Annotated in this window: 19 protein-coding genes; 7 read left to right on the forward strand and 12 right to left on the reverse strand. The window is 74.3% G+C overall.

Annotated elements, in window-relative coordinates; all coding sequences use genetic code 11:
- Positions 1-76: 76 nt before the first annotated feature.
- Complete coding sequence (locus tag ACGFX4_RS02990; RefSeq protein ID WP_393069710.1) at positions 77-1462, forward strand: cation:dicarboxylate symporter family transporter; 1386 nt, start codon at positions 77-79, stop codon at positions 1460-1462.
- Positions 1463-1600: 138 nt separating this feature from the next.
- On the opposite strand, the gene ACGFX4_RS02995 is transcribed toward ACGFX4_RS02990, so the two are convergent.
- The 7 genes from ACGFX4_RS02995 to ACGFX4_RS03025 all read right to left on the reverse strand — a co-directional run bounded on the left by ACGFX4_RS02995 (position 1601) and on the right by ACGFX4_RS03025 (position 8760).
- Positions 1601-2536: a hypothetical protein gene (locus ACGFX4_RS02995; protein ID WP_393069712.1), complete on the reverse strand. Its 936-nt coding sequence runs from the start codon at positions 2534-2536 to the stop codon at positions 1601-1603.
- 65 nt (positions 2537-2601) lie between these two features.
- Complete coding sequence (locus tag ACGFX4_RS03000) at positions 2602-3840, reverse strand: ABC transporter substrate-binding protein (protein WP_393069713.1); 1239 nt, start codon at positions 3838-3840, stop codon at positions 2602-2604.
- Between the two features lie 136 nt (positions 3841-3976).
- The gene (locus tag ACGFX4_RS03005) at positions 3977-4570 is read right to left on the reverse strand and encodes an ATP/GTP-binding protein (RefSeq protein ID WP_393069715.1); all 594 of its coding nucleotides are present in this window, start codon (positions 4568-4570) and stop codon (positions 3977-3979) included.
- Positions 4551-4952, reverse strand: coding sequence for a DUF742 domain-containing protein (locus ACGFX4_RS03010; protein WP_393069716.1), 402 nt, complete (start codon positions 4950-4952; stop codon positions 4551-4553). Before ACGFX4_RS03010 ends, ACGFX4_RS03005 begins: the two co-directional genes overlap by 20 nt.
- A 59-nt stretch (positions 4953-5011) precedes the next feature.
- Positions 5012-5422, reverse strand: a complete 411-nt coding sequence (locus ACGFX4_RS03015) for a roadblock/LC7 domain-containing protein (RefSeq protein ID WP_393069717.1) — start codon at positions 5420-5422, stop codon at positions 5012-5014.
- Complete coding sequence (locus ACGFX4_RS03020; RefSeq protein ID WP_393069719.1) at positions 5419-7887, reverse strand: nitrate- and nitrite sensing domain-containing protein; 2469 nt, start codon at positions 7885-7887, stop codon at positions 5419-5421. Before ACGFX4_RS03020 ends, ACGFX4_RS03015 begins: the two co-directional genes overlap by 4 nt.
- Positions 7888-7962: 75 nt before the next feature.
- Complete coding sequence (locus ACGFX4_RS03025; protein ID WP_393069720.1) at positions 7963-8760, reverse strand: MHYT domain-containing protein; 798 nt, start codon at positions 8758-8760, stop codon at positions 7963-7965.
- 251 nt (positions 8761-9011) lie between these two features.
- On the opposite strand from ACGFX4_RS03025, the gene ACGFX4_RS03030 reads away from it, so the two are divergent.
- Complete coding sequence (locus tag ACGFX4_RS03030) at positions 9012-11768, forward strand: cellulose binding domain-containing protein (protein ID WP_393069721.1); 2757 nt, start codon at positions 9012-9014, stop codon at positions 11766-11768.
- 24 nt (positions 11769-11792) lie between these two features.
- Here ACGFX4_RS03030 and ACGFX4_RS03035 read toward each other — a convergent pair whose 3' ends face one another.
- Both ACGFX4_RS03035 and ACGFX4_RS03040 read right to left on the reverse strand, forming a co-directional pair.
- On the reverse strand, positions 11793-13142 hold the full coding sequence (locus tag ACGFX4_RS03035; RefSeq protein WP_393069723.1) for a cytochrome P450: 1350 nt from the start codon (positions 13140-13142) through the stop codon (positions 11793-11795).
- Positions 13143-13224: 82 nt separating this feature from the next.
- Complete coding sequence (locus ACGFX4_RS03040; protein WP_393069725.1) at positions 13225-14292, reverse strand: RNA ligase (ATP); 1068 nt, start codon at positions 14290-14292, stop codon at positions 13225-13227.
- Between the two features lie 197 nt (positions 14293-14489).
- Between ACGFX4_RS03040 and modA the strand changes: the two genes are divergently transcribed.
- The 3 genes from modA (at position 14490) to ACGFX4_RS03055 (ending at position 17275) form a co-directional block, all read left to right on the forward strand.
- On the forward strand, positions 14490-15293 hold the full coding sequence (gene modA / locus ACGFX4_RS03045) for a molybdate ABC transporter substrate-binding protein (RefSeq protein WP_393069727.1): 804 nt from the start codon (positions 14490-14492) through the stop codon (positions 15291-15293).
- Complete coding sequence (locus ACGFX4_RS03050) at positions 15290-16096, forward strand: ABC transporter permease (RefSeq protein WP_393069729.1); 807 nt, start codon at positions 15290-15292, stop codon at positions 16094-16096. The genes modA and ACGFX4_RS03050 overlap by 4 nt, the downstream gene beginning before the upstream one ends.
- A 129-nt stretch (positions 16097-16225) precedes the next feature.
- Positions 16226-17275, forward strand: a complete 1050-nt coding sequence (locus ACGFX4_RS03055) for an ABC transporter ATP-binding protein (RefSeq protein WP_393069730.1) — start codon at positions 16226-16228, stop codon at positions 17273-17275.
- 2 nt (positions 17276-17277) lie between these two features.
- Here the strand turns inward: ACGFX4_RS03055 and ACGFX4_RS03060 are convergent, their stop codons facing one another.
- A complete protein-coding gene (locus ACGFX4_RS03060; protein ID WP_393069731.1) occupies positions 17278-17946 on the reverse strand; it encodes a response regulator in 669 nt (222 codons plus the stop codon).
- Complete coding sequence (locus tag ACGFX4_RS03065) at positions 17943-19091, reverse strand: sensor histidine kinase (RefSeq protein WP_393069733.1); 1149 nt, start codon at positions 19089-19091, stop codon at positions 17943-17945. The genes ACGFX4_RS03060 and ACGFX4_RS03065 overlap by 4 nt, the downstream gene beginning before the upstream one ends.
- 135 nt (positions 19092-19226) lie before the next feature.
- On the opposite strand from ACGFX4_RS03065, the gene ACGFX4_RS03070 reads away from it, so the two are divergent.
- Together ACGFX4_RS03070 and ACGFX4_RS03075 are read left to right on the forward strand one after the other, a co-directional pair.
- The gene (locus ACGFX4_RS03070; protein ID WP_393069735.1) at positions 19227-20135 is read left to right on the forward strand and encodes an ATP-binding cassette domain-containing protein; all 909 of its coding nucleotides are present in this window, start codon (positions 19227-19229) and stop codon (positions 20133-20135) included.
- Positions 20132-20872, forward strand: coding sequence for a hypothetical protein (locus ACGFX4_RS03075; RefSeq protein ID WP_393069737.1), 741 nt, complete (start codon positions 20132-20134; stop codon positions 20870-20872). Before ACGFX4_RS03070 ends, ACGFX4_RS03075 begins: the two co-directional genes overlap by 4 nt.
- Positions 20873-20879: 7 nt before the next feature.
- On the opposite strand, the gene ACGFX4_RS03080 is transcribed toward ACGFX4_RS03075, so the two are convergent.
- Positions 20880-21590: an aminoacyl-tRNA hydrolase gene (locus ACGFX4_RS03080; protein ID WP_393069738.1), complete on the reverse strand. Its 711-nt coding sequence runs from the start codon at positions 21588-21590 to the stop codon at positions 20880-20882.
- Positions 21591-21622: the final 32 nt, after the last annotated feature.

Raw genomic sequence — 21622 nt, forward strand, 5'->3', positions numbered from 1 at the left:
CGTGTCCGGCCCACCACCCGGGCCGCCGGCCCTCCCCCCGGGGCCGCAGGGACAGCAGGGCGAAGGAGCCGCTGACATGGCGACGACGACGACGGATGAGACGAGACCGCGGGTGCGGACCGACCGGACCCACCGGCTGTACCTGGCGGTGATCGTCGCGGTGGTCGCGGGCATCGTCGTGGGCCTGGCGGCGCCGGGGTTCGCGGTGGAGCTGAAGCCGGTCGGCACCGGCTTCGTCAACCTGATCAAGATGATGATCAGTCCGGTGATCTTCTGCACCATCGTGCTGGGCGTCGGCTCGGTCACCAAGGCGGCCAAGGTCGGCCGGGTCGGCGGGCTGGCGCTCGGCTACTTCCTGGCCATGTCGACGGTGGCGCTGGGCATCGGGCTGGTGGTCGGCAACCTGCTGGAGCCCGGCTCCGGGCTGCACCTGACCGCCGCGCTGGCCAAGTCCGGGCACGCCCAGGCAGCGGCCGGCGGCGCCACCTCGACCGCCGACTTCCTGCTCGGCACCATCCCGACCACCGCGTTCTCCGCGCTGACCGAGGGCAAGGTGCTGCAGACCCTGCTGGTGGCGCTGCTGGCCGGCTTCGCGCTGCAGGCGATGGGAGCGGCGGGCGCGCCGGTGCTGCGCGGCGTCGAGCACCTGCAGCGGCTGGTCTTCCGGGTGATGTCGATGATCATGTGGGTGGCCCCGCTCGGCGCCTTCGGCGCGATGGCCGCGGTGGTCGGGGCGACCGGCACGGCCGCGCTGAAGAGCCTCGCGGTGATCATGATCGGCTTCTACCTGACCTGCGTGCTGTTCGTGGTCGTGGTGCTGGGCCTGCTGCTGCGGCTGGTCGCCGGCGTGAACGTGTTCACGCTGCTGCGCTACCTCGGCCGGGAGTTCCTGCTGATCCTCTCCACCTCCTCCTCGGAGAGCGCGCTGCCCCGGCTGATCGCCAAGATGGAGCACCTGGGCGTCAGCCGTCCGGTGGTCGGCATCACCGTCCCGACCGGCTACAGCTTCAACCTGGACGGCACCGCGATCTACCTGACGATGGCGTCGATCTTCGTCTCCGAGGCGCTGGACAAGCCGATGTCGCTCGGCCAGCAGCTCTCCCTGCTGCTCTTCATGGTGATCGCCTCGAAGGGCGCCGCCGGCGTCACCGGGGCGGGCCTCGCCACGCTGGCCGGCGGCCTCCAGTCGCACCGGCCGGAGCTGGTGGACGGCGTCGGCCTGATCGTCGGCATCGACCGCTTCATGTCGGAGGCCCGGGCGCTCACCAACTTCGCCGGCAACGCGGTGGCCACCGTGCTGATCGGGCACTGGACCCGCGAGCTGGACCGCGAGCGGATGGCCGAGGTGCTGGCCGGGCGGGCGCCGTTCGACGAGACCACGCTGGTGGACGCCGGCCACGGCCCGGCGGCCGGGGTGCCGCCGCAGCCGGGGGCGCCGGCGCTGGAGAAGTCCGCCGGCTGACCCCACCCCCCATGGACCGCCCCGGTCCGGCGCCGTGTCTGTCTCCAACCCCCCGGAGCGCGGCCGCCGGGCCGGGGCCCTTCCGGTTCCGGTGCCGACGCGTCGTCAGACCGCCGTCGGACCGCCGCCGGACCGCCGTCAGACCGCGGCCTGGCCGCTGACCGCCCAGGCCAGGCCGGTCGCCGGGTCCTCGACCGCCAGGTGCAGGTAGCAGAGCTCGTCGTCCGACTCGCACCAGGTGAAGCAGCGCAGCCGCGCCACCAGTGCCTCCACCTCGGCGCGCTCCAGCACGGTCTCGCCGGTCATCGCGGTGAGCAGCCGCCACACCGCGAGCCGGCCCTGCGCGGCACCGTGCCCGGGGCCGCCGGAGGCCAGCTGCAGCAGCGCGGGGTAGGCCGCCGGGAAGGTGAGCGGGCCGCCGGTCACCCGGTCGGTGTCCGCCAGGTGGGCCGCGGCCTGCGGGGCCGCGCCGCGGACGCAGACGGCGGACGCCCAGGGCGCCATCGCGCCCAGCAGGCGGGTCGCCGCCAGCTCGGGCGCGAGCGGGCCGGGCCGGGGCAGGTCCACCGGGCCGAGGCCCTCGCGGTCGGCGGGCAGCGCCCGCAGCGCCAGCCGGGCCCCACCGCCGGGCAGGTACTCGCGGACCGGCCCGGTGCCCTCGCGGCAGGCCGCCTCCCAGGGTTCCAGGGCGTACGGGACGCCCCCGGGGTCGGGCTCGACCCCGTGCGTGAGGTCCTCGCCGAGCAGCACCCGGGTGTGCGCGACCAGCCGGCGCACCGGCGCCGGATCGAGCAGCGGGGCGAGCCGCAGCCAGGTGTGGCGGGTCGCCAGCACCTCCCAGAACGGCCCGGCGTCGTGGTCGCCGACGGTCGCGGCGGTGCCCGGGGCGCCGTCGCGGTCGAAGAGGCGGGCCGCGAGCTCCGGCGGCGCGAAGTACGCGAGCAGGTGCCCGAGCGGCCCGGCGGACGGCGCACCGGCCGCCCTGGCCCGCCGGAACCGGCCGAGCAGCTCCGGCCAACGGCCCTCGGCGGCCAGGGCGAGCGCGCCCGGCGCGTGGTCCTCGTGGACGATCATTTCGTCAGCGTACGAGCGGAAGGTCCGACCGCGGCGCAACGCGGCGGACATGTCGTCCGACGTTCCTACTGCGGCGGCTTCCCGCCGGTCAGGACCCAGCGGACGTCGACGAAGCCGCTCTGCTGCTCGGTCAGCCGGCCGTCGCGGACCTGCTGGAAGGTGACCCAGGTGTTCACCAGCCGGGGCGACTCGGCGCTGGGCAGCATGTCGGTCATGCCCCAGGTGAGCGGCGGGGTGGCGCCGCCGGTGTCCAGGGTGTCGCCGCTGTCCAGCTGGGTGCGCAGCGCCTTCGCGGTGAGCGGGGTGCCGGCCTCGCGGAGCCGGTCGGCGGCCTGGAGGAAGACCTGGTAGGCGACCCAGGTGGTCTGCACGCCGAGGTCGGAGGTGTCGACCTTGTGGTCGTCGGCGGCGGTGGTGCGCAGCTCGTCCCAGACCCGGGAGGACTGCGGCGGGTACCAGCCGGTGGCGAAGCTGCCGTTCAGGGTGGCAGCGGCGCCGCCCGCGGAGAGGACCGACTGCTGGACGCTGCCGATCACCGAGCCGAACCGGGTGTTGCGCGGCGCCGCCTTGCCGTACGCCTCCAGCAGCTTGCCGCTGCGGTCGGGCGCGAGGGCGTTGGAGACGCAGCCGCCGGGCCGGTCCTCGCCGAGCGCCTTGCGGACCACGGCCGGGTAGTCGGGGTCCTTGTCGGGCACCTTGACGTCGACCAGCTTCACGCCGCTCTGCGCGACGGCGGTGGCCAGGTAGCGGGCCAGGGTGTCGCCGGCCCGGGTGTCGGAGCGGACCAGGGCGATCTGCTTGCACCCGGCGGCGACCAGCTGCCGGCCGCTGCCGGCGATCAGCGTGGGGGTGCCGCCGGCCACGGGGTAGGAGTACGGGCTGCTGAACTCCGGGCCGGTCATGCCGTAGCCGCCGATGTACGGGATACCGGCCTGTTCGAGGACGGGCATGAAGGACTCGCCGAACTCGCTGTACGAGCCGATCACGGCGACGGCGTGGGCGTCGGCGGCCTGCCGGGCGCAGGCGGTGGCCCCGTCGGCGGTGTTGTGCTCGTTGCAGGTGAGGACGCGCAGGCGGTGGCCTCCGACCCCGCCCCTGGCGGCGGTGGCGCGGCCGATCGCCCCGGCCAGCGCGGTGACGCCCTCCCGGTCGGCGGTGCCCGTCCCGGAGGGCGCCCAGGTCATCACGGTGTACTCGCCGCCCGCACCGGTGGCGCCGGTGCTGCCGCCGCAGCCGGTGAGCAGCGCGAGTGCCACGCCCAGTGCCGGGACGACGCCCGCCCGCCGCCCATTGGTCATCGACATGTTGTACATACTCCTTCGGCTGCTGTCGGCGGCCAGCCAACCGAGCGCAGCACACGGCGAGGAGACCGTTGTGCGAACGGACGGCGGACGGATGCGAAACAGCCGAAGCGCTCTGACGTTTCGTCAGTTGCCTTTCCTAACCTCCGACGTCGGCCAGCAGCCGGGCCGCGTGCACCCGGCCGGCGTGCTCCACCAGGTTGACCAGCACGTCCTTGCCGGAGGAGCGCTCCCGGGCGTCGCACAGCAGGACCGGGGTGTCGGCGTCCAGGTCGAGGGCGCGGGAGACCTCGTCCGGGCGGTAGTCGCGGGTGCCGGCGAAGCGGTTGACCGCGACCACGAACGGGATGCCGCGGCACTCGAAGAAGTCGACGGCCGGGAAGCAGTCGGTCAGCCGCCGGGTGTCGGCGAGCACCACCGCGCCGAGCGCGCCCTGCGCCAACTCGTCCCACAGGAACCAGAACCGGTCCTGCCCGGGGGTGCCGAACAGGTAGACGGAGAGACCGTCGCGGATGGTGATCCGGCCGAAGTCCATCGCCACCGTGGTGGTGGTCTTCTGCTCCACACCGCCGAGGTCGTCGACGGCGGAGCCGGCCGCGGTGAGCTGCTCCTCGGTGCGCAGCGGCCGGATCTCGCTGACCGAACCGACCAGGGTGGTCTTGCCGACCCCGAAGCCGCCGGCCACCAGGATCTTCAGGGCGAGCCCCGGGGCGTCAGAGCGCACGGAGTCCATTGATCACCTCTTGCAGGATGTGTTCGTCGGGGAGCAGGGCGGGCGGAACGGGACGGCTGACCCGGATGTGACCGGCGTCCAGCAGGTCGCCGAGCAGCACCCGGACGACGCCGAGCGGCAGGTCCACCTCGGCGGCGACCTCGGCGACCGAGAGCGCGTTGTCGCGGCAGAGTTCGAGGATCGCGGCCTGCTCGGGCCCGACCGGCAGTTCCGGGGTGACCTCGGGGACGTCGCTGACCACCAGCGCGATCAGGTCGAACCGTTGGCCGGGCCGGGTGCGGCCCCCGGTCATCGCGTACGGGCGGACCATCGGCCCGGCCGCGTCGTCGTACCAGCACTCCCCCTCCGGCGGCGGGACCGGCGGGCCCTGCGGGACCGGCATGCCGGGCGGGCCGGGTGGCTCCGGCGGTCGCGGCGGGGGCGTCGGGGCGGGCACCGGGCTCACCCGCCGATCGGACCGCGCGGTGCGGTGCCCAGGTGCTCGCCGACCCGGCGGACCAGCCGGGCCATCTCGTACGCGACCAGGCCCAGGTCGGCGTCGGCGTGCGAGAAGACGGCCAGGCAGGTGCCCCGGCCGGCGGCCGCGACGAACAGGTATCCATGCTCCAACTCGACCATGGTCTGCCTGACTTCGCCGGCCTCGAAGTGCCGTCCGGCGCCCTTGGCCAGGCTGTGGAAGCCGGAGGCGACCGCGGCCAGGTGCTCGCCGTCCTCGCGGCCGAGGCCCGCCGAGGTGCCGATCGCCAGGCCGTCCGCGGAGAGCATCACGGCGAACCGGACCTGGGCGACCCGCGAGACCAACTCGTCGAGCAGCCAGTTGAGTTCACCGGCCTGATGGGTGGTGCCGATCACGCTGTCTCTCCTCGCTCGTCGGTACGGGACTTCTCGCCGCCTCGCGCCCAGCCGCGCTGGAAGGCGGACATCGCGGCCCGGGCCGCCTCCGGGTCGCGGCCGGCCGGACCGCCGGCGGCGGATGCGGGCGGCTCGGCCGGGGCCTCGCGCAGCTGCGGCACCAGGCTCGCCTGCCGCACCCGGCGCGGCAGTTCCTCCTCGTCGGACGGCGGCACGGCCGGGGCGGCCGGCACCGGGGCGGGGGCAGGGGCGGCCGGCTCCGGCTCCGGGTCGGGGTCCGCCGCGGGCGGCGGAGGCAGCGGGGCGGGGGCCGCGGCCGGTCGCGGTGCGGCGGCAACGGTCCGCGGCCCCGGGACGGGGACCGGGAGGGGGAAGGGGACGGTCGGCGGGGCGGACGCCGGCTCGGCGGCCCCGGGGTCCCGCAGGTCGAGCAGTTCGGTGGGCAGCAGCACCACGGCGGTGGTACCGCCGTACGCGGACGGCCGCAGCGCGACCCGCACCCGGTGCCGCTTGGCGAGCCGGCTGACCACGAACAGGCCGAGCCGGTCGCTGTCGAAGAGGTCGACCTGCTCGGAGGCCTCGATCCGCCGGTTGGCGTCGGCCAGCGCCTCCGGGCCCATGCCGAGCCCGCGGTCCTCGATCTCCAGCGCGTAGCCGTTGCCGACCTGTTCGCCGCGGATGTGCACCTTGGTGTGCGGCGGGGAGAACCCGGTGGCGTTCTCGACCAGTTCGGCGATCAGGTGGGTGAGGTCGGCGACCGCCTGACCGCCGACCGCGGCGTACGGGAAGCGGTGCACCTCGATCCTGGCGTACTCCTCGATCTCCGAGACGGCGGCCCGGACCACGTCCATCAGCGGCACGGGTCGGCGCCAGGCCCGGCCGGGGGCGGCGCCGGAGAGGATGATCAGGCCCTCGGCGTGGCGGCGCATCCGGGTGGTGAGGTGGTCGAGACGGAACAGGTCGTCCAGCTCGGCGGGGTCCTCGGTGCGGCGCTCCATGGCGTCCAGCAGGGTGAGCTGGCGGTGGACCAGGACCTGGCTGCGCCGGGCCAGGTTGACGAAGACCCCGGACACCCCGGACAGCACCTCGGCGCGCTCGACCGCGGCCGTGACCGCGGCCCGCTGCACGGTGCCGAGCGCGCCGTGCACCTGGCCGATCTCGTCGTCGCCGTGCGGCACCAGTGGCGCCTCGGTGTCCAGGTCGATCTCCTCGCCGGCCCGCAACCGCCGCATGGTGGCCGGGAGTTTGCGTCCGGCCAGTTCGAGGGCGGAGTTGCGCAGGCCGGTCAGCTCGGTGACCAGGCCGCGGCCGATCTGCACCGAGATGGCCAGCGAGGCGACCACCGCGACCAGGCCGAGCAGCACCGCCGCCCCCGAGGGGGTGGACAGGCCGAGCGCGTACGGGTTCTCGCGGTCGGCGGCGGCGCTGCCCGCGCCGGTGGCCACCGCGCGCAGGGTGCGGGCGCTGTTGTCGGCGGCCACCGCCCAGCGGTCGGCGGCCACCGCGAGGACCGCCTGCCGGCCGTCCTCGGCGGCGCGCACGGCGTCCTCCAGCCGGAGCAGCTCCTGGTAGTCGGCGCCGCCGGTGACCGTCTGCAGGGCAGCGCGGTCGGCGACGCGCAGGTCGCGGGCGGCGGCCTGCTCGAACAGCCGGCGGGCGTAGACGGCCGCGGCGAACTCGCGGTGCTGGTCCTCGGTGAGCCGCCCGGCGCCCTGCGCGGAGCGCAGCAGGGCGTCCTCGCGGGCCAGCAGTTCGCGGGAGCGGGCGAACTCCAGCAGCACCCGGGCGTCGGAGGAGGCGCCGCGGTCCTGCAGGGCGGTGACCGAGCCGGAGACGGCGAACGCCCGCTCCACCGCGGTGGTGTAGGCCGCGTACGCCTCGGGCCAGCCGGCCGAGCGGGCCAGGATCCGGGTGCGCAGCTCGGGCAGGGCGGCGACCGCGGCACCGAGGGCGTCCAGCCGGGTGGCGGCCTCGGCGCCGAGCCCCTCGGCGTCGGCGCGGTTGTACCGGTCGGCGAGGGTGAGCGGGGCGGCCGCCCGGTCGGTGGCGGCACCGGCCTCGCGCAGGGCGCTCTCCCGGGCGGGTCCGGCGGCGGCCAGCAGCTGGCCGGCGGCGGCGCGTTCGGCCTGCAGCCCGGCGACGGTGGCGTCCAGCGGGTCGAGCAGGGTGGTGGTGACCTCGCGGATCCGCAGCTGGTCCCAGACGTTGTTGGCGGTGGTGACGGTGGCGAACGCCCAGAGCGCCAGCACGGAGACCACCGGGACCATCAGCAGGGCGAGGATCCGGGCCCGGACGGTGCGCGGGCGCAGTCCGCCGCGCGGGCCGGCGAGGACGTCGAGTCCGGTGAGGTCCTCGGGGGCGGGCGGGCCGGCGTGGGCGCCGCGCCGCTGACCGGTGGGGCCGGGTCGGGCCGGGCCGCGGGTGGCGGCCGGGGCCGCCGGGCCGCTGCGGGTGCGGGTGCGCATGGGGCTGCCTCTCGTCGGACGCGTGCTGGTGGCGGCGGTGGTTCTCGGGCCGGTCGGGTCCCGGGCCGGTCGGTCTCAGGCGGCGCGGTCCAGCGAGGTGGCGGTGAGGTCCTCGACCGCGATCTCGCCGGCCTCGCGGTAGGCGGCGCGCTCCTGGGCGGTCGGGGAGAGCGCGACGAAGGCGGAGGTGAGGAAGAGGAACGAGCCCAGGCCGACGGCCAGCGGGAAGATGAACTGCATCGGGGTGGCGCCGCCGAGGTCGGCGCGGTCGGGCACCATGTGGACGTGCACGGCGGCCATCCCGGTGTAGTGCATGCAGCTCACCGCGATGCCCATCACCAGGGCCGCGCCGCCGGCGGCGAGCATGGTGCGGATGGTGATCGCGGCCCAGAGCGCGGCGGTGGCGGCGCCGACCGCGATCAGCACGGACAGGCCGACCGTGCCGGGGTCGTAGTCGATGCCGCCGTGGATCCGGACCGCGGCCATCCCGATGTAGTGCATGGCCGCGACGCCGACGCCGGTGGTGAGGCCGCCGAGCAGCAGGCTGCGGCCGCGGTGCCGGCCGTAGCCGACGGCGAAGACGCCGAGGCCGACCACCAGGACCGCCACCACCAGGCTGAGGATGGTGAGCGGGACGTCGTAGCGCAGCTCGGTGCCGTCCACGGTGAAGCCGAACATGGCGACGAAGTGCATGGTCCAGATGCCCGAGCCGATCGCGGCGGCGGCCGTGAACAGCCAGTTGCGGCGGGAGGTGCCGGTCGCGGCCAGGGCCCGCAGGGTGCAGCGCAGGCCGAGTGCGGCGCCGACGCAGGCCATCAGGTACGACAGCGTCGGGGTGAGCCAGCCGAAGCTGAAGTGGTTCAGGTTTCCCATGCGGCAGCCTCCGAGCGGGAGGTCATATGCCTCTCGCATGTGCGATCGCGGTCTCGGATGCGCAGGACGCTATCGAGGGCCGGAAGAAGGTCACCCGAAGATGTGAAAAGCCGCCCCCCGCACGGGTCGCTTGTGCTCGAATGGGCCAAGGTGTGGACGCTGCGACAACTGACGGCACGTCATGTCCACATGCGGACAGAGCTGTCCGCATGCTCTTCTGCCCCCAGCGGCCCGGGGCTAGCGTCCCACCCATGCCTCCCACCACCCCCACCCGTCCGCGGACGGCGGTCACGGCACTCGCGCTCAGTTGCGGCCTCGCGGTCACCTGGCTGACCGGCCTGCACTCCACCGCCACCGCGGCCACCGACGCCACCGCGTCCACCTACTCCTGGAGCAACGTCCGGATCGACGGCGGCGGCTTCGTGCCCGGCATCGTCTTCAACCAGACGGAGCCCGGCCTGGTCTACGCCCGCACCGACATCGGCGGCGCCTACCGGCAGGACCCCACCAGCAAGAAGTGGATCCCGCTGCTGGACTCGCTCGGCTGGAACGACTGGAACCTCACCGGCGTCGCCTCGCTGGCCACCGACCCCGTCCAGACCAACCGGGTCTACGTCGCCGCCGGCACGTACACCAACTCCTGGGACCCGAACAACGGCGCCATCCTGCGCTCCACCGACAAGGGCGCCACCTGGCAGCGCACCACGCTGCCGTTCAAGGTCGGCGGCAACATGCCGGGCCGCGGCATGGGCGAGCGCCTGGCGATCGACCCCAACAACGACAAGGTGCTGTACTTCGGCGCGCCGTCCGGCAACGGGCTGTGGCGCTCCACCGACTACGGCGTCACCTGGTCCCAGGTCACCGCCTTCCCCAACGTCGGCAACTACGCCCCCGACCCGACCGACACCAACGGCTACCTGAGCGCCACCCAGGGCGTCCTGTGGGTGACCTTCGACAAGTCCAGCGCCACCGCCGGGAACACCACCCAGACCGTGTACGTCGGCGTCGCCGACAAGGACAACAGCGTCTACCGCTCCACCGACGGCGGCACCACCTGGACCCGGCTGGCCGGCCAGCCCACCGGCTTCCTGCCGCACAAGGGCGTCCTCGACCCGGTCAACGGCTACCTCTACCTGGCCACCAGCGACACCGGCGGCCCGTACGACGGCGGCAAGGGCGACGTCTGGCGCTACGCCACGAAGACCGGCACCTGGACGCAGATCAGCCCGCTCAAGTCCTCCGACTCCGGCGCCTACTTCGGCTACAGCGGCCTCACCGTCGACCGGCAGCACCCCAACGTGCTGATGGTCACCGGCTACTCCTCCTGGTGGCCGGACACCCAGATCTACCGGTCCACCGACTTCGGGGCGACCTGGAAGCCGATCTGGGAGTACAACGGCTACCCCAACCGGGTCGACCACTACACCATGGACATCTCCTCGTCCCCGTGGCTGAGTTGGGGCAAGAACCCGTCCCCGCCGGAGGAGGCGCCCAAGCTCGGCTGGATGACCGAGGCGCTGGAGATCGACCCGTTCAATTCCGACCGGATGATGTACGGCACCGGCGCCACCCTCTACGGCACCGACAACCTCACCTCCTGGGACGCCGGCACCAAGATCACCATCAAGCCGATGGTGCAGGGCCTGGAGGAGACCGCCGTCAACGACCTGATCAGCCCGCCGAGCGGCGCCCCGCTGCTCAGCGCGCTCGGCGACATCAGCGGCTTCCGGCACACCTCGCTGACCGCCGTGCCCGCGATGATGTACCAGTCCCCCACCCACGGCTCCACCACCGCCCTGGACTTCGCCCAGGCCAACCCCAACCAGGTGGTCCGGGTCGGCAACACCGACAGCGGCTCGACCGCCACCACCCACATCGGCTTCTCCAACGACAACGGCGCCAACTGGTACCAGGCGAGCGGCGAACCGACCGGCATCACCGGCGGCGGCACGGTCGCGCTGGCCGCCGACGGCAGCCGGGTGGTCTGGTCGCCGGCCGGTGCCGCCCCGGTCGCCTCGGCCTTCGGCGGCAGCTCCTGGGCGGCCGCGAGCGGCCTCCCGGCGGGCGCCTCGGTGCAGGCCGACCGGGTCAACCCGAAGAAGTTCTACGGCGTCGCGGCCGGCGCCTTCTACCTCTCCACGGACGGCGGCCTGACCTTCGCGAAGACCGCCGCGAGCGGCCTGCCGGTGGACGGCAACGTCCGCTTCAAGGCGCTCAGCAACGCCGAGGGCGACGTCTGGCTGGCCGGCGGCAAGGACAACAGCACCTACGGCCTGTGGCACTCCACCGACTCCGGCGCCTCGTTCGGCCGGGTGGCGGGCGTGGACAAGGCCGACTCCATCGGCTTCGGCCGCTCCGCGACCGGCACCGGCTACCCGGCGATCTACACCAGCGCCCAGATCGGCGGGGTGCGCGGCATCTTCCGCTCCGACAACGCCGGCGCGAGCTGGACCCGGATCAACGACGACGCCCACCAGTGGGCCTGGACCGGCGCGGCGATCACCGGTGACCCGCGGGTCTACGGCCGGGTGTACGTCTCCACCAACGGGCGCGGCATCATCGTCGGCGACACCAGTGCGGTGCCCACCGGCTCGCCGTCGCCGTCCACCTCGCCGTCCACCTCGGCGTCCGGCTCGCCGTCGCCCTCGCCCAGCCCGAGCCCGTCCGGCAGCCCCTCCACCAGCCCCTCGCCGAGCGGCGGTTCGGGCTGCACGGCGAGCTACGCGGTGACCAACCAGTGGGGCGGCGGCTTCGGCGCCTCGGTGACGGTGAAGAACACCGGCACCACCGCCTCCACCGGCTGGACGATCAGCTGGACCTACGCCAACGGCCAGCAGGTCACCTCGCTCTGGAACGGGAGTTACACCCAGACCGGCGCCAACGTGTCGGTGTCCAACCTGGGGTACAACGGCACGCTGGCGCCCGGCGGCAGCACCTCGTTCGGGTTCAACGGCAGCTGGAGCGGCACCAACACCGCCCCGACCGCCGTCAGTTGCACCCTGCGCTGACCCGGGCGCGGCACCCGGTCCGGATCAGCGCCGCCCGGCGATCCTGATCCGGACCGGGGTACGGGCCTCCAGGGTGATCCCCTGGCCCAGCTCCACCTCGGTGTCCACCGCCTCCACCTCGAACTCCCGCAGCAGCACCGCGAGTCCGAGCACCGACTCGAGCATCGAGAAGTGCTGCCCGATGCAGGCCCGCGGCCCGCCGCCGAACGGGAACCAGGCGTACCGGTGCCGGGCCGCCTCCCGCTCGGGGGTGAACCGCTCCGGGTCGAAGCGCTCCGGGTCCTCCCAGTGCGCCGGGTGGCGGTGGGTGATGTACGGCGCGACCAGCACGTCCGAGCCGGCCGGGATCGTCACCCCGCCGATCACCGTCTCCTCGACCGAGCGCCGCCCCATCGCCGGGGCCGCCGGGAAGAGGCGCATCGCCTCCTTGAGCACCTTGGTCACGTACGGCAGCGCGTTGTAGTCCTCGGCGGTCGGCCGGCGGCCGTCGCCGAGCACCGCGTCCACCTCCGCCTGGGCGAGCTTGCGCTGCTCGGGGTGCAGGCCCAGCAGGTGCAGGGCGAAGGTCAGCGAGGTGGCGGTGGTCTCGTGCCCGGCCAGCAGGAAGATCAGCACCTGCTCGCGCAGCTCGGTGGCGTCCAGCTGGTTGCCGTCCTCGTCCCGGGCGTGCGCGAGCAGGCCCAGCAGGTCCTCGGACTCCGCGCCGGCCCGGCGGGCGATGATCTGGTCGCAGACCGCGTACAGCGCCTGCTCGGCGGCCAGTGCCCGCTTGTGCAGCGGCAGCGGCCAGTCGCGGGGCAGCCGCACCGGCGAGAAGCCGCGGGTGCGGACGAACTCGCCGAGCACCGGGAAGCTCTCCCGGACGGTGCGGATCGCCTCGTCCACGTCGGTGCCGAACAGGATCCGGGAGACCGCCCGCAGCGCGAACGCGGACATCTCCTCGCCCGCCTCCACCACCCCGCCCGGCGCCGCCGCCCAGCGCTCGGCCAGCGCCTCGGCCTCGATACCGATCGCGTCCGCGTAGGTGTCCACCCGGCGGCGGGTGAACAGCGGCTGGATCAGCCGGCGCTGGCGCTGGTAGTCCTGGTCCTGCGAGGTGAGCAGGCCGTTGCCGAAGCTCTGCCGGATCTCCTCGTAGAAGGCGTTCTCCTTGCGGAAGTTGGCCGACTCGGTGGCCAGCACCTGCTGGGCACCCTCCGGCGAGTACACCATCCAGAAGGTGGCGCGCAGCCCGGGCGGCCCGGCGCTGAAGCGCACCACGTCGCCGTGGGCGCTGAAGGCGTCCCGGTACGCCTTCAGCGCGTCGCGCCGCAGGTCGAGCATCGACCCGATCAGCGGCAGTCCGGGCGGCCCGGGTATACGGGTGTCCGGCATGGGCGTCCTCCACAGGTGGTCGGAGCGGACGGGTGTGCGTACCCCTCCAACCTAACTGACCACCTGTCAGCACGCGGCCGGGTCACTCGTACTCCGTGCCGCCCTTGCGGGTCAGGTAGCCGCCGCCGACCGCCTTGGCGATCGCCCGGCCGCCCAGCACCGGGCTGTACCGCTCGACCGCCGGACGGACCACCACGCCCTCGCGGACGTGCAGTTCACGTCCGGAGACGGTCTCCCGGCCCTCGGCCAGCCGCAGCACGGTCTCCGCGTCGTACGGTCCGCTCCACAGCGCGGGCACCAGCGGCAGGTCGCCGTCGAGCAGTTCCGCCGCGTCCAGCCAGCGGACCTGGCCGTCGATCTCCGCGGAGACGTCGAACGCCGCGTAGCCGATCCGGTCGGCGCGCGCCGACGAGCCGTACGCCAGGTCCTGGACGCCCTCGCCGTACACCTCGCCGAAGACGCCCACCCGGGACGCGCCGAGCCGCTCGGCGAGCCGCGCCGCCACCTCGCCGACGCGGTGGGCGCGCACCGCCCGCCAGTAGACGTTGCGCTCGTCCTCCTTGAGCGCGAGCCCCTGGGCGCCGATGCCCTTGGAGGACACCTGCACCGTGCCGGTCGCGGCGTGGAACGTGAGCAGGCAGCAACTGCCGTGCAGCTTCTCGGTGATCACCACCGGCTCGCCGGGCTCGAAGACGCCGGGGAAGCGCTTGAGGTTCTCGATGTCCACCCAGGGCAGCAGGTCCGGGGCCGCCTCCACGTCGCCGCTCATCGAGGTCGGGATCGGCGGCGCCCACTTGGTGATGCCCAGGCGCTCGGCGAAGTCCTCGCCGGACTCGGCGGCCGCCGCCAGGTCGTCGCCGGCCAGCGCGCCGGGCAGGCAGACGATGCCCTGGGAGAGCTCGCCGCGCAGCCGGACCGCCTTGACCCGGTCGGCGCCGGACCCGGCCAGCTTCCCGGTCAGTCCCAGCTCCTCGATCAGCCCGGCGGGCAGCACGGACTGCTCCGGGATGTAGAGCGCGTACTCGCCGGTGCGGTAGGCGCCCTTGGCGACCACCGCGCGGAAGAGGCCCACCTGGGCCAGCTCCAGCGCGTCGGCGTTGGGGTGCTCGTGGATGGTCAGGCGCTCGGCCGTGACCCGCAGTGTCGACATGTCTCCCCCGCAGTGCTGTCGGTGTGCACGCCACTGTGGCGGGCGGGCGCCGGGGGCGGCCACCCGTTTTCGGCCGGTGCCTTCGCACATGCGACCCGATGCAGGTGGGCAGGCTGGCCTGTGCGATGAAACAGCGGATTTTCCGACCGCAGATGCGGCACTATGATCGCCATCGACCTCGCAGAACGGAAGCAGTCATGACCAGCGCCAGACGCCGTATCCTCGCCGCCACCGCCGCCGCCACCGCCGCGATCGCCCTCGCGGCCTGCAGCAGCAGCGGCGGCAGCAGCAACAACGCCGCTCCGGCCGGCTCCTCCGGCGCCCCTTCCGTCTCCGGCACCGTGACGGTGTTCGCCGCCGCCTCGCTGAAGGAGTCCTTCACCGAGCTCGGCAAGAAGTTCGAGGCCGCGTACCCCGGCACCAAGGTCACCTTCAACTTCGGCGGCAGCTCGGCGCTCGCCCAGTCGATCGTCGGCGGCGCCCCCGCCGACGTCTTCGCCGCCGCCAGCCCGGCCACCATGAAGACCGTCACCGACGCCAAGGCGGCCACCGGCGACCCCAAGGTGTTCGTCCGCAACACCCTGGAGATCGCCGTCCCCAAGGGCAACCCCAAGCACATCGCCGGCCTCAAGGACCTCACCGGGGTCAAGACCGCCCTGTGCGCCAAGGAGGTCCCCTGCGGCGCCGCCGCCAACAAGGCCCTCGACGCCGCCGGCGTGAAGCTCACCCCGGTCACCCTGGAGCAGGACGTCAAGGGCGCCCTCACCAAGGTCGAGCTCGGCGAGGTGGACGCCTCCCTCGTGTACAAGACCGATGTGAAGGCCGACGCTGCGAAGATCGACGGCGTGGAGTTCCCCGAGGCCGCCTCGGCCGTCAACGACTACCCGATCGCCGCACTCGCCAAGGCCGGCAACGCCAACGGCGCCGCCGCCTTCGTCGGCTACATCCAGTCCGCCGACGCCAAGAAGCTGCTCGCCGAGGCGGGCTTCCAGACCCCGTGACACCCTCCGCACGCACGCGCCGGGCCGGCAGCCGGGTACCACCCCTCGCCCTGCTGCTGCCCGCGCTGCTCGGACTCGCCTTCCTCGTCCTGCCCCTGGTCGGCCTGCTGGTCCGCGCCCCCTGGAGCGCCCTGCCCGAGCAGCTCGCCAGCCCCGAGGTCTGGGAGGCACTCCGACTCTCCCTGATCAGCGCCACCGCCGCGACGGCCGTCTCGATGGTGCTCGGGGTGCCGCTCGCCTGGCTGCTCGCCCGCACCGAGGTGCCCGGGCGACGGCTGATCCGGGCGCTCGTCACCCTGCCGCTGGTACTGCCGCCGGTGGTCGGCGGCGTCGCCCTGCTGCTCGTCCTCGGCCGCAACGGCATCGTCGGACGGTGGCTGGACTCCGCGTTCGGCCTCACCCTGCCGTTCACCACGGCGGGCGTGGTCGTCGCCGAGGCGTTCGTCGCCATGCCGTTCCTGGTGATCAGCGTCGAGGGCGCGCTGCGTGCCGCCGACCCCCGCTACGAGGAGGCCGCCGCCACCCTCGGCGCGAGCCGCCTCACCGCGTTCCGGCGGGTCACCCTCCCGCTGGTCGCCCCCGGCATCGGCGCCGGTGCGGTCCTCGCCTGGGCCCGCGCGCTCGGCGAGTTCGGCGCGACGATCACCTTCGCCGGCAACTTCCCCGGACGCACCCAGACCATGCCGCTCGCCGTCTACCTCGCCATGGAGTCCGAACCCGAGGCCGCGATCGCCCTCAGCCTCGTCCTGCTCGCCGTCTCCATCACCGTCCTCGCCACCCTCCGCGGCCGCTGGACCGGTTGATGGGGCACACGAGGTCCGTAGCCACGCCCGTGGTCGGCCCCGCGCACATGGGTACCCGATCCCGTGGTCGGCCTCGCAGTTCCCCGAGCCCCTGTCGTTGTGCGTCCCGTCGTCGGAAAGCCTCTGTCCATGCTTGATGCTCATCTGCAAGTGTCCCGTGAGGGGTTCCACCTGGACCTGCCGCTGAGTGCGCGGGCCGGGGAGGTGGTCGCGCTGCTCGGGCCGAACGGGGCCGGGAAGTCGACGGCGTTGCGGGCGCTCGCCGGGCTGTTGCCGCTGACCGGCGGGCACCTGCGGCTGGACGACGCCACCCTGGAGGACCCGGCGGCGGGCGTGCACACGCCCGCCGAGCACCGTCCCGTCGGCGTCGTCTTCCAGGACTACCTGCTCTTCCCGCACCTGTCCGCGCTCGACAACATCGCCTTCGGCCTGCGCTGCCGGGGCCACCGCCGTCGCGAGGCCCGCGCGCTCGCCCTGCCGTGGCTGGAGCGGATGGGTCTCACCGACCGGGCCGGCGCCCGCCCGTCCGCGCTGTCCGGCGGCCAGGCGCAGCGCGTGGCGCTGGCCCGCGCGCTCGCGGTCCGCCCGCGGCTGCTGCTGCTGGACGAGCCGCTCGCCGCGCTCGACGCCCGGACCCGGCTGGAGGTCCGGGCGGGGCTGCGCCGTCACCTCGCCGAGTTCGAGGCGATGGCGGTGCTGGTCACCCACGACCCGCTGGACGCGATGGTGCTGGCCGACCGGCTGGTGGTGATCGAGGAGGGCCGGGTGGTCCAGGCGGGCGCTCCCGCGGAGATCTCCCGGCGGCCGCGCACCGACTACATCGCCCGTCTCGTCGGTCTCAACCTGTACCGCGGGACCGCCGCCGGCCATCGCGTCGAACTGCCGGACGGCCAGGAGCTGTTCACCACGGAGGAGCTGACCGGCGAGGCGTTCGTGGCGTTCCCGCCCGCCGCGGTGACGCTGCACCGCGGCCGCCCCGAGTCGAGCGCCCGCAACGTCTGGCGGCTCACCGTCGCCGGCCTCGACCTGCACGGCGACCAGGTCCGCGTGGACCTCACCGGGGACGTCCCGCTGCTGGCCGACCTCACCCCCGCCGCGGCCGCCGAGCTCGACCTCGCGCCGGGCACCGAGGTGTGGGCCGCCGTGAAGGCCGCCCAGACCCACGCCTACCCGGCCTGAGCTCAGCCCCTCGCGTCGACGAAGCCGGACTCGTACGCCGCGATGACCGCCTGGGTGCGGTCGCGGGCGCCGAGTTTGCCGAGCACGCTGCTGACGTGGGTCTTGACCGTCTGCACGCCGAGGTACAGCTGTTCCCCGATCTCGGCGTTGGACAGGCCGCGGGCCATCAGCCGGAGCACTTCCGCCTCCCGGGCGGTGAGTGCGGCCCGGACCATCGCCTCGGCGGCCGCCCGGTCGGCCCGGCCGCCGGCCAGCTGCCGGATCGCGGCCGGGAACAGCAGCGACTCCCCCGCCACGACGGTCCTGACCGCCTGGACGATCTCCGCCGGCCGGGTCCGCTTGAGCAGGAACCCGTCCGCGCCGGCCCGCAGCGCCTCGTACACGTAGTCGTCGTTCTCGAAGGTGGTGACCACCAGCACCTTCGGCGCGGGTCCGCCGCCGGGGCCGCCGCCCGCGACCAGCGACCGGGTCGCGGTGAGCCCGTCGACGCCGGGCATCCGGACGTCCATCAGCACCACGTCGGGTTCCGTCGACCGGACCATCGCGGGGACGTCCGCGCCGTCGCCGGCCTCGCCGACCACGGTGATGCCGTCCTGGGCCTCCAGCACCGCCCGCAGCCCGGCTCGGACCAGTTCCTCGTCGTCGACCAGCAGAACCTTGATCATCGTCATCCGGCCAACCGTACCGGCAGCCGCACCCGCAGCACCCACTCCCCGTCGACCGCTTCACTCGTCGCGTCACCGCCGAGCAGCACCGCCCGCTCCCGGATCCCGCGCAGGCCCTTCCCGCCGCCCTTGCGGCCGCCGCCGACCAGCACGTTGCGGCAGCTCAGCACCAGCGTCTCGTCCTCCACCCGGGCGCGTACCCGGATCGGCGCGCCGGGCGCGTGCTTGAGCGCGTTGGTGACGCCCTCCTGGACGATCCGGTACGCCTCCCGCGACAGCACGCCGGGCAACTCGGCGCCGCGTACCGCCACGTCGGCCTCGATCGGGCTGCCCGCCGCCCGCGCCCCTTCGAGGAGTTCCCCGACCCGGTCGATGCCCGGCTGTTCGGCGGGCACCGCGTCCGGCGCTTCGCGCAGCAGGACCAGCATCCGTTCCAGGTCCTCCATCGCCCGCCGCCCGACCGTCTCGATCGCCTCCAGCGCCCGCTCCCGGAACGCCGGATCGGCGACCTCCCGGGCCGCGCCCGCCTGCAGCACCGTCACGGTCAGCGCGTGGCCGATCGAGTCGTGCAACTCCCGGGCCAGCCGGTTGCGTTCGAGCAGCCGCTCGGCGCGCAGCTCGGCCTCGGCCAGCCGCTCCGCCGCCGACGGGCCCAACAGCTTCTGTGCCAGCCACAGTTGCAGCCGCCCCGCGAAGACGACCAGCCACAACAGGGCGAACGCCAGCACCGGCAGCAGCAGCGCGCCCGTACCCACCGACGGCCGCACCAGCGACGCGCCGAAGGTCAGCACGCCGACCGTCGACATCCCCACCGCGAAGCCGAGCCCGACCCGGGCGATCAGCCACAGCGCGGTCCGCGCCCGGTCCCGCCAACTCGCCGACGGCGCCGCACCGATCGACTCCTCCCGCTCCGGCACCAGCAGGAGCCGCGCCTGCACGCCCTCCGCCCGGCGCATCGCCGGGATCATCGCGACCGCGGTCAACAGGACCGAGTCCACCGCCGCGCTGAGCACCACCACCCGAACGACGGACAACCCCTCCGTCCCGGGGTAGACCAGCAACACCACCCCGGCGAAGACCCAACCGATCAACAGGTGCAGCCAGCGCGAGTAGGTGACCGGGCGGAACAGCGAGGCGAAGATCACGGGCATCCCCCCATCCTGCCAGCGGCCCCTCCGCCGGCGGCTCCCTCCCGGGAGGGAGCCGGTCCACTCCCCGGCGGGATCCGCCGGACCCGCCCCGCCGGGTTGACTCGGGGCATCAACCGCAACCAGGGGAGGCAGCCCGTGATCGAGGTCCGCTCGCTCACCAAGACGTACGGCGGGGCCACCGTCGTCGACCGGCTCGACTTCCGGGTCGAACCCGGCCGGGTGACCGGCTTCCTCGGCCCGAACGGCGCCGGGAAGTCCACCACCCTGCGCCTGCTGCTCGGCCTGGACCGGCCGACCTCCGGCGAGGCCCTGATCGACGGCCGCCCGTACGCCGAACTCGCCGACCCGCTGCGCCGGGTGGGCGCCCTGCTGGACGCCGACGCGGTGCACGGCGGCCGCACCGCCCGCGGCCACCTGCGCTGGCTCGCCGCGAGCAACGGTCTCTCCGCCCGCCGGGTCGACGAGGTCCTCGCCCAGGTCGGCCTCGCCGACGCCGCCGGCCGGCGGATCCGCCGCTTCTCCCTCGGCATGCGCCAACGCCTGGGCCTCGCCGCCGCCCTGCTCGGCGACCCGGCCGCCCTGCTGCTCGACGAGCCGGTCAACGGCCTCGACCCCGAGGGCATCCGGTGGATCCGCACCCTGCTGCGCGGCCTCGCCTCCGAGGGCCGGGCCGTGCTCATCTCCTCCCACCTGATGGGCGAGATGGCGCAGACCGCCGACCAATTGGTGGTCATCGGCCGCGGCCGGCTGCTCGCCGACACCAGCACCGAGGACTTCCTGCACAGCCACGGCCGCCGCCGGGTCCGCGTCCGGGCGATCGACCCGGCCGCCCTCGCCGAGCTCCTGCGCGCCAACGGCCTCACCGCCGAACCCGTCGCCGGCGGCGCCTACGACGTCGCCGACACCGACCCCGAGGCGCTCGGCGCCCTCGCCGCCGCGCACCGGGTCACCCTCGTCGAACTCTCCGTCCGGCACGACTCCCTGGAGGACGCTTTCATGCGCATGACCGCGGACGCCGTCGAGTACCGGGCGGTGACGGCATGACCGCCACCACCCACCCCCTGCGCGCCGAGTGGGTCAAGGTCACCACCCTGCGCCCGCTCTGGACCACTCCGCTGCTCGCCGCCGTCCTCAGCGTCGGCATCACCACCGCCGTCCAGATCGCCTACGGCAAGGTCGACACCTCGCTCACCGAGGACCCGATGGTGGGCCTCTACTACGGCCTCAACTTCGGCCAGGTCGCGGTCGCCTGCCTCGGCATCCTGCTGATCGGCCAGGAGTACGCCACCGGCACCGTCCGCACCTCGCTCACCGCCGTCCCCGACCGCACCCGGTTCTACCGCGGCAAGCTCCTGATCGGCGCCGGCCTCGGCCTCGCCGTCGGCCTGGTCACCGTCGCCGGCTCCGCCCTCGCCACCGCCGGCACCGTCGGACTCGACCTCGGCCGCCCCGGCGCCGTCCGCGCCCTCGTCGCCGGCGTCCTCTACCACCCGCTGCTGGTGGTCCTCTGCCTCGGCCTCACCACCATGCTGCGCAACCTCACCGCCGCGATGGGACTGCTCACGCCGATGCTCTTCCTCGGCACCACGATCCTCAGCGCCCTGCCGGGCCTGCGGGAAGTCGCCTGGATCCTCCCCGACCGCGCCGGGCTCCACGCCCTGCGCCTCGGCGAGAACCCCGACATCCCGATCGGCCACACCACCGGGCTCCTGGTGATGCTGTGCTGGACCGCCCTCGCCGCCTACGGCGGACTGCGCGTCCTCCGGCACAAGGACAGCTAGGGCGTGGTCACCGGAGCGCCGGGTGGTCGGCGACGACCGTGCAACTGCCCGGGGCGATCTCGGTGAAGCCCGCGTCGCGGACGAGCGGCAACCCGCTCGCCGTCAGTTCCGCCCAGGCCTCGGCCGTCGCGGTGCGGACGGCGAGCGCGAAGCCGCTCTCCGCCCACTCCTTGCGCTGCGCCCCGTCCAGCCGCCACCAGGCGAGCTGCGCCGCGTGCCCGGTCTGCGCCATCGCCTTGCCGGCGCTCATCCCGACCTCCGGGTTGAGCCACAGCACCGGCGTCCCGTCCGGGACCGGGCCGGGTTCCGCCGGGTCGTCCAGGTCGGTGCCGGACACCTGCAGCTTGGCGAGCTCCTTGGGCCACCCGTCCAGCGGCACCGGTGGGAACACCCGGACCTCCGCGCCCTCCCCGGCCACGGTGATGCCGGGCAGCTCGCCGGCCTTGCGCCACTCGCCGCCGCGGGCCCGCCGGACGACCTTCCGGATCCGGGCGTCCTCCCAGGCGTCGACCCGCTCGGCCCACTCGCCGCCGTCGTCGGTGACCCGGGGGTCCGCGAGCAGCGTCAGGACGGCCCGCGCCGAGGTCTCCAGCGCGTCGGTGCGGGCGGGCGGGTCGGTCCGCTCCAGCCGGACGACCAGCGGGAGCACGTACTGCTCCTTGGCGTCGCGCGAGTCGGGGGCGGGGGCGGCGGCCGGGTCATCGAACGGTGAACTCACCCCACCAGCATGCCAGCTCCGCCCCTGCCGGC

The organism is Kitasatospora sp. NPDC048365, from assembly GCF_043200835.1.
In the GTDB taxonomy this organism is placed as follows: Bacteria; Actinomycetota; Actinomycetes; order Streptomycetales; family Streptomycetaceae; genus Kitasatospora; species Kitasatospora terrestris.

Excerpts from the sequence above, each read along its gene's own strand:
- ACGFX4_RS03075 (WP_393069737.1), top strand. The coding sequence starts at position 20,132 with ATGACCGCCACCACCCACCCCCTGCGCGCCGAGTGGGTCAAGGTCACC.
- ACGFX4_RS03035 (WP_393069723.1), bottom strand. The coding sequence starts at position 13,142 with ATGCCGGACACCCGTATACCCGGGCCGCCCGGACTGCCGCTGATCGGG.
- ACGFX4_RS03060 (WP_393069731.1), bottom strand. The coding sequence starts at position 17,946 with ATGACGATGATCAAGGTTCTGCTGGTCGACGACGAGGAACTGGTCCGA.
- ACGFX4_RS03065 (WP_393069733.1), bottom strand. The coding sequence starts at position 19,091 with ATGCCCGTGATCTTCGCCTCGCTGTTCCGCCCGGTCACCTACTCGCGC.
- ACGFX4_RS03005 (WP_393069715.1), bottom strand. The coding sequence starts at position 4,570 with ATGGACTCCGTGCGCTCTGACGCCCCGGGGCTCGCCCTGAAGATCCTG.
- ACGFX4_RS03040 (WP_393069725.1), bottom strand. The coding sequence starts at position 14,292 with ATGTCGACACTGCGGGTCACGGCCGAGCGCCTGACCATCCACGAGCAC.
- ACGFX4_RS03025 (WP_393069720.1), bottom strand. The coding sequence starts at position 8,760 with ATGGGAAACCTGAACCACTTCAGCTTCGGCTGGCTCACCCCGACGCTG.
- ACGFX4_RS03055 (WP_393069730.1), top strand. The coding sequence starts at position 16,226 with ATGCTTGATGCTCATCTGCAAGTGTCCCGTGAGGGGTTCCACCTGGAC.
- modA (WP_393069727.1), top strand. The coding sequence starts at position 14,490 with ATGACCAGCGCCAGACGCCGTATCCTCGCCGCCACCGCCGCCGCCACC.
- ACGFX4_RS02995 (WP_393069712.1), bottom strand. The coding sequence starts at position 2,536 with ATGATCGTCCACGAGGACCACGCGCCGGGCGCGCTCGCCCTGGCCGCC.
- ACGFX4_RS03020 (WP_393069719.1), bottom strand. The coding sequence starts at position 7,887 with ATGCGCACCCGCACCCGCAGCGGCCCGGCGGCCCCGGCCGCCACCCGC.
- ACGFX4_RS03030 (WP_393069721.1), top strand. The coding sequence starts at position 9,012 with ATGCCTCCCACCACCCCCACCCGTCCGCGGACGGCGGTCACGGCACTC.
- ACGFX4_RS03000 (WP_393069713.1), bottom strand. The coding sequence starts at position 3,840 with ATGTCGATGACCAATGGGCGGCGGGCGGGCGTCGTCCCGGCACTGGGC.
- ACGFX4_RS03010 (WP_393069716.1), bottom strand. The coding sequence starts at position 4,952 with ATGCCGGTCCCGCAGGGCCCGCCGGTCCCGCCGCCGGAGGGGGAGTGC.
- ACGFX4_RS02990 (WP_393069710.1), top strand. The coding sequence starts at position 77 with ATGGCGACGACGACGACGGATGAGACGAGACCGCGGGTGCGGACCGAC.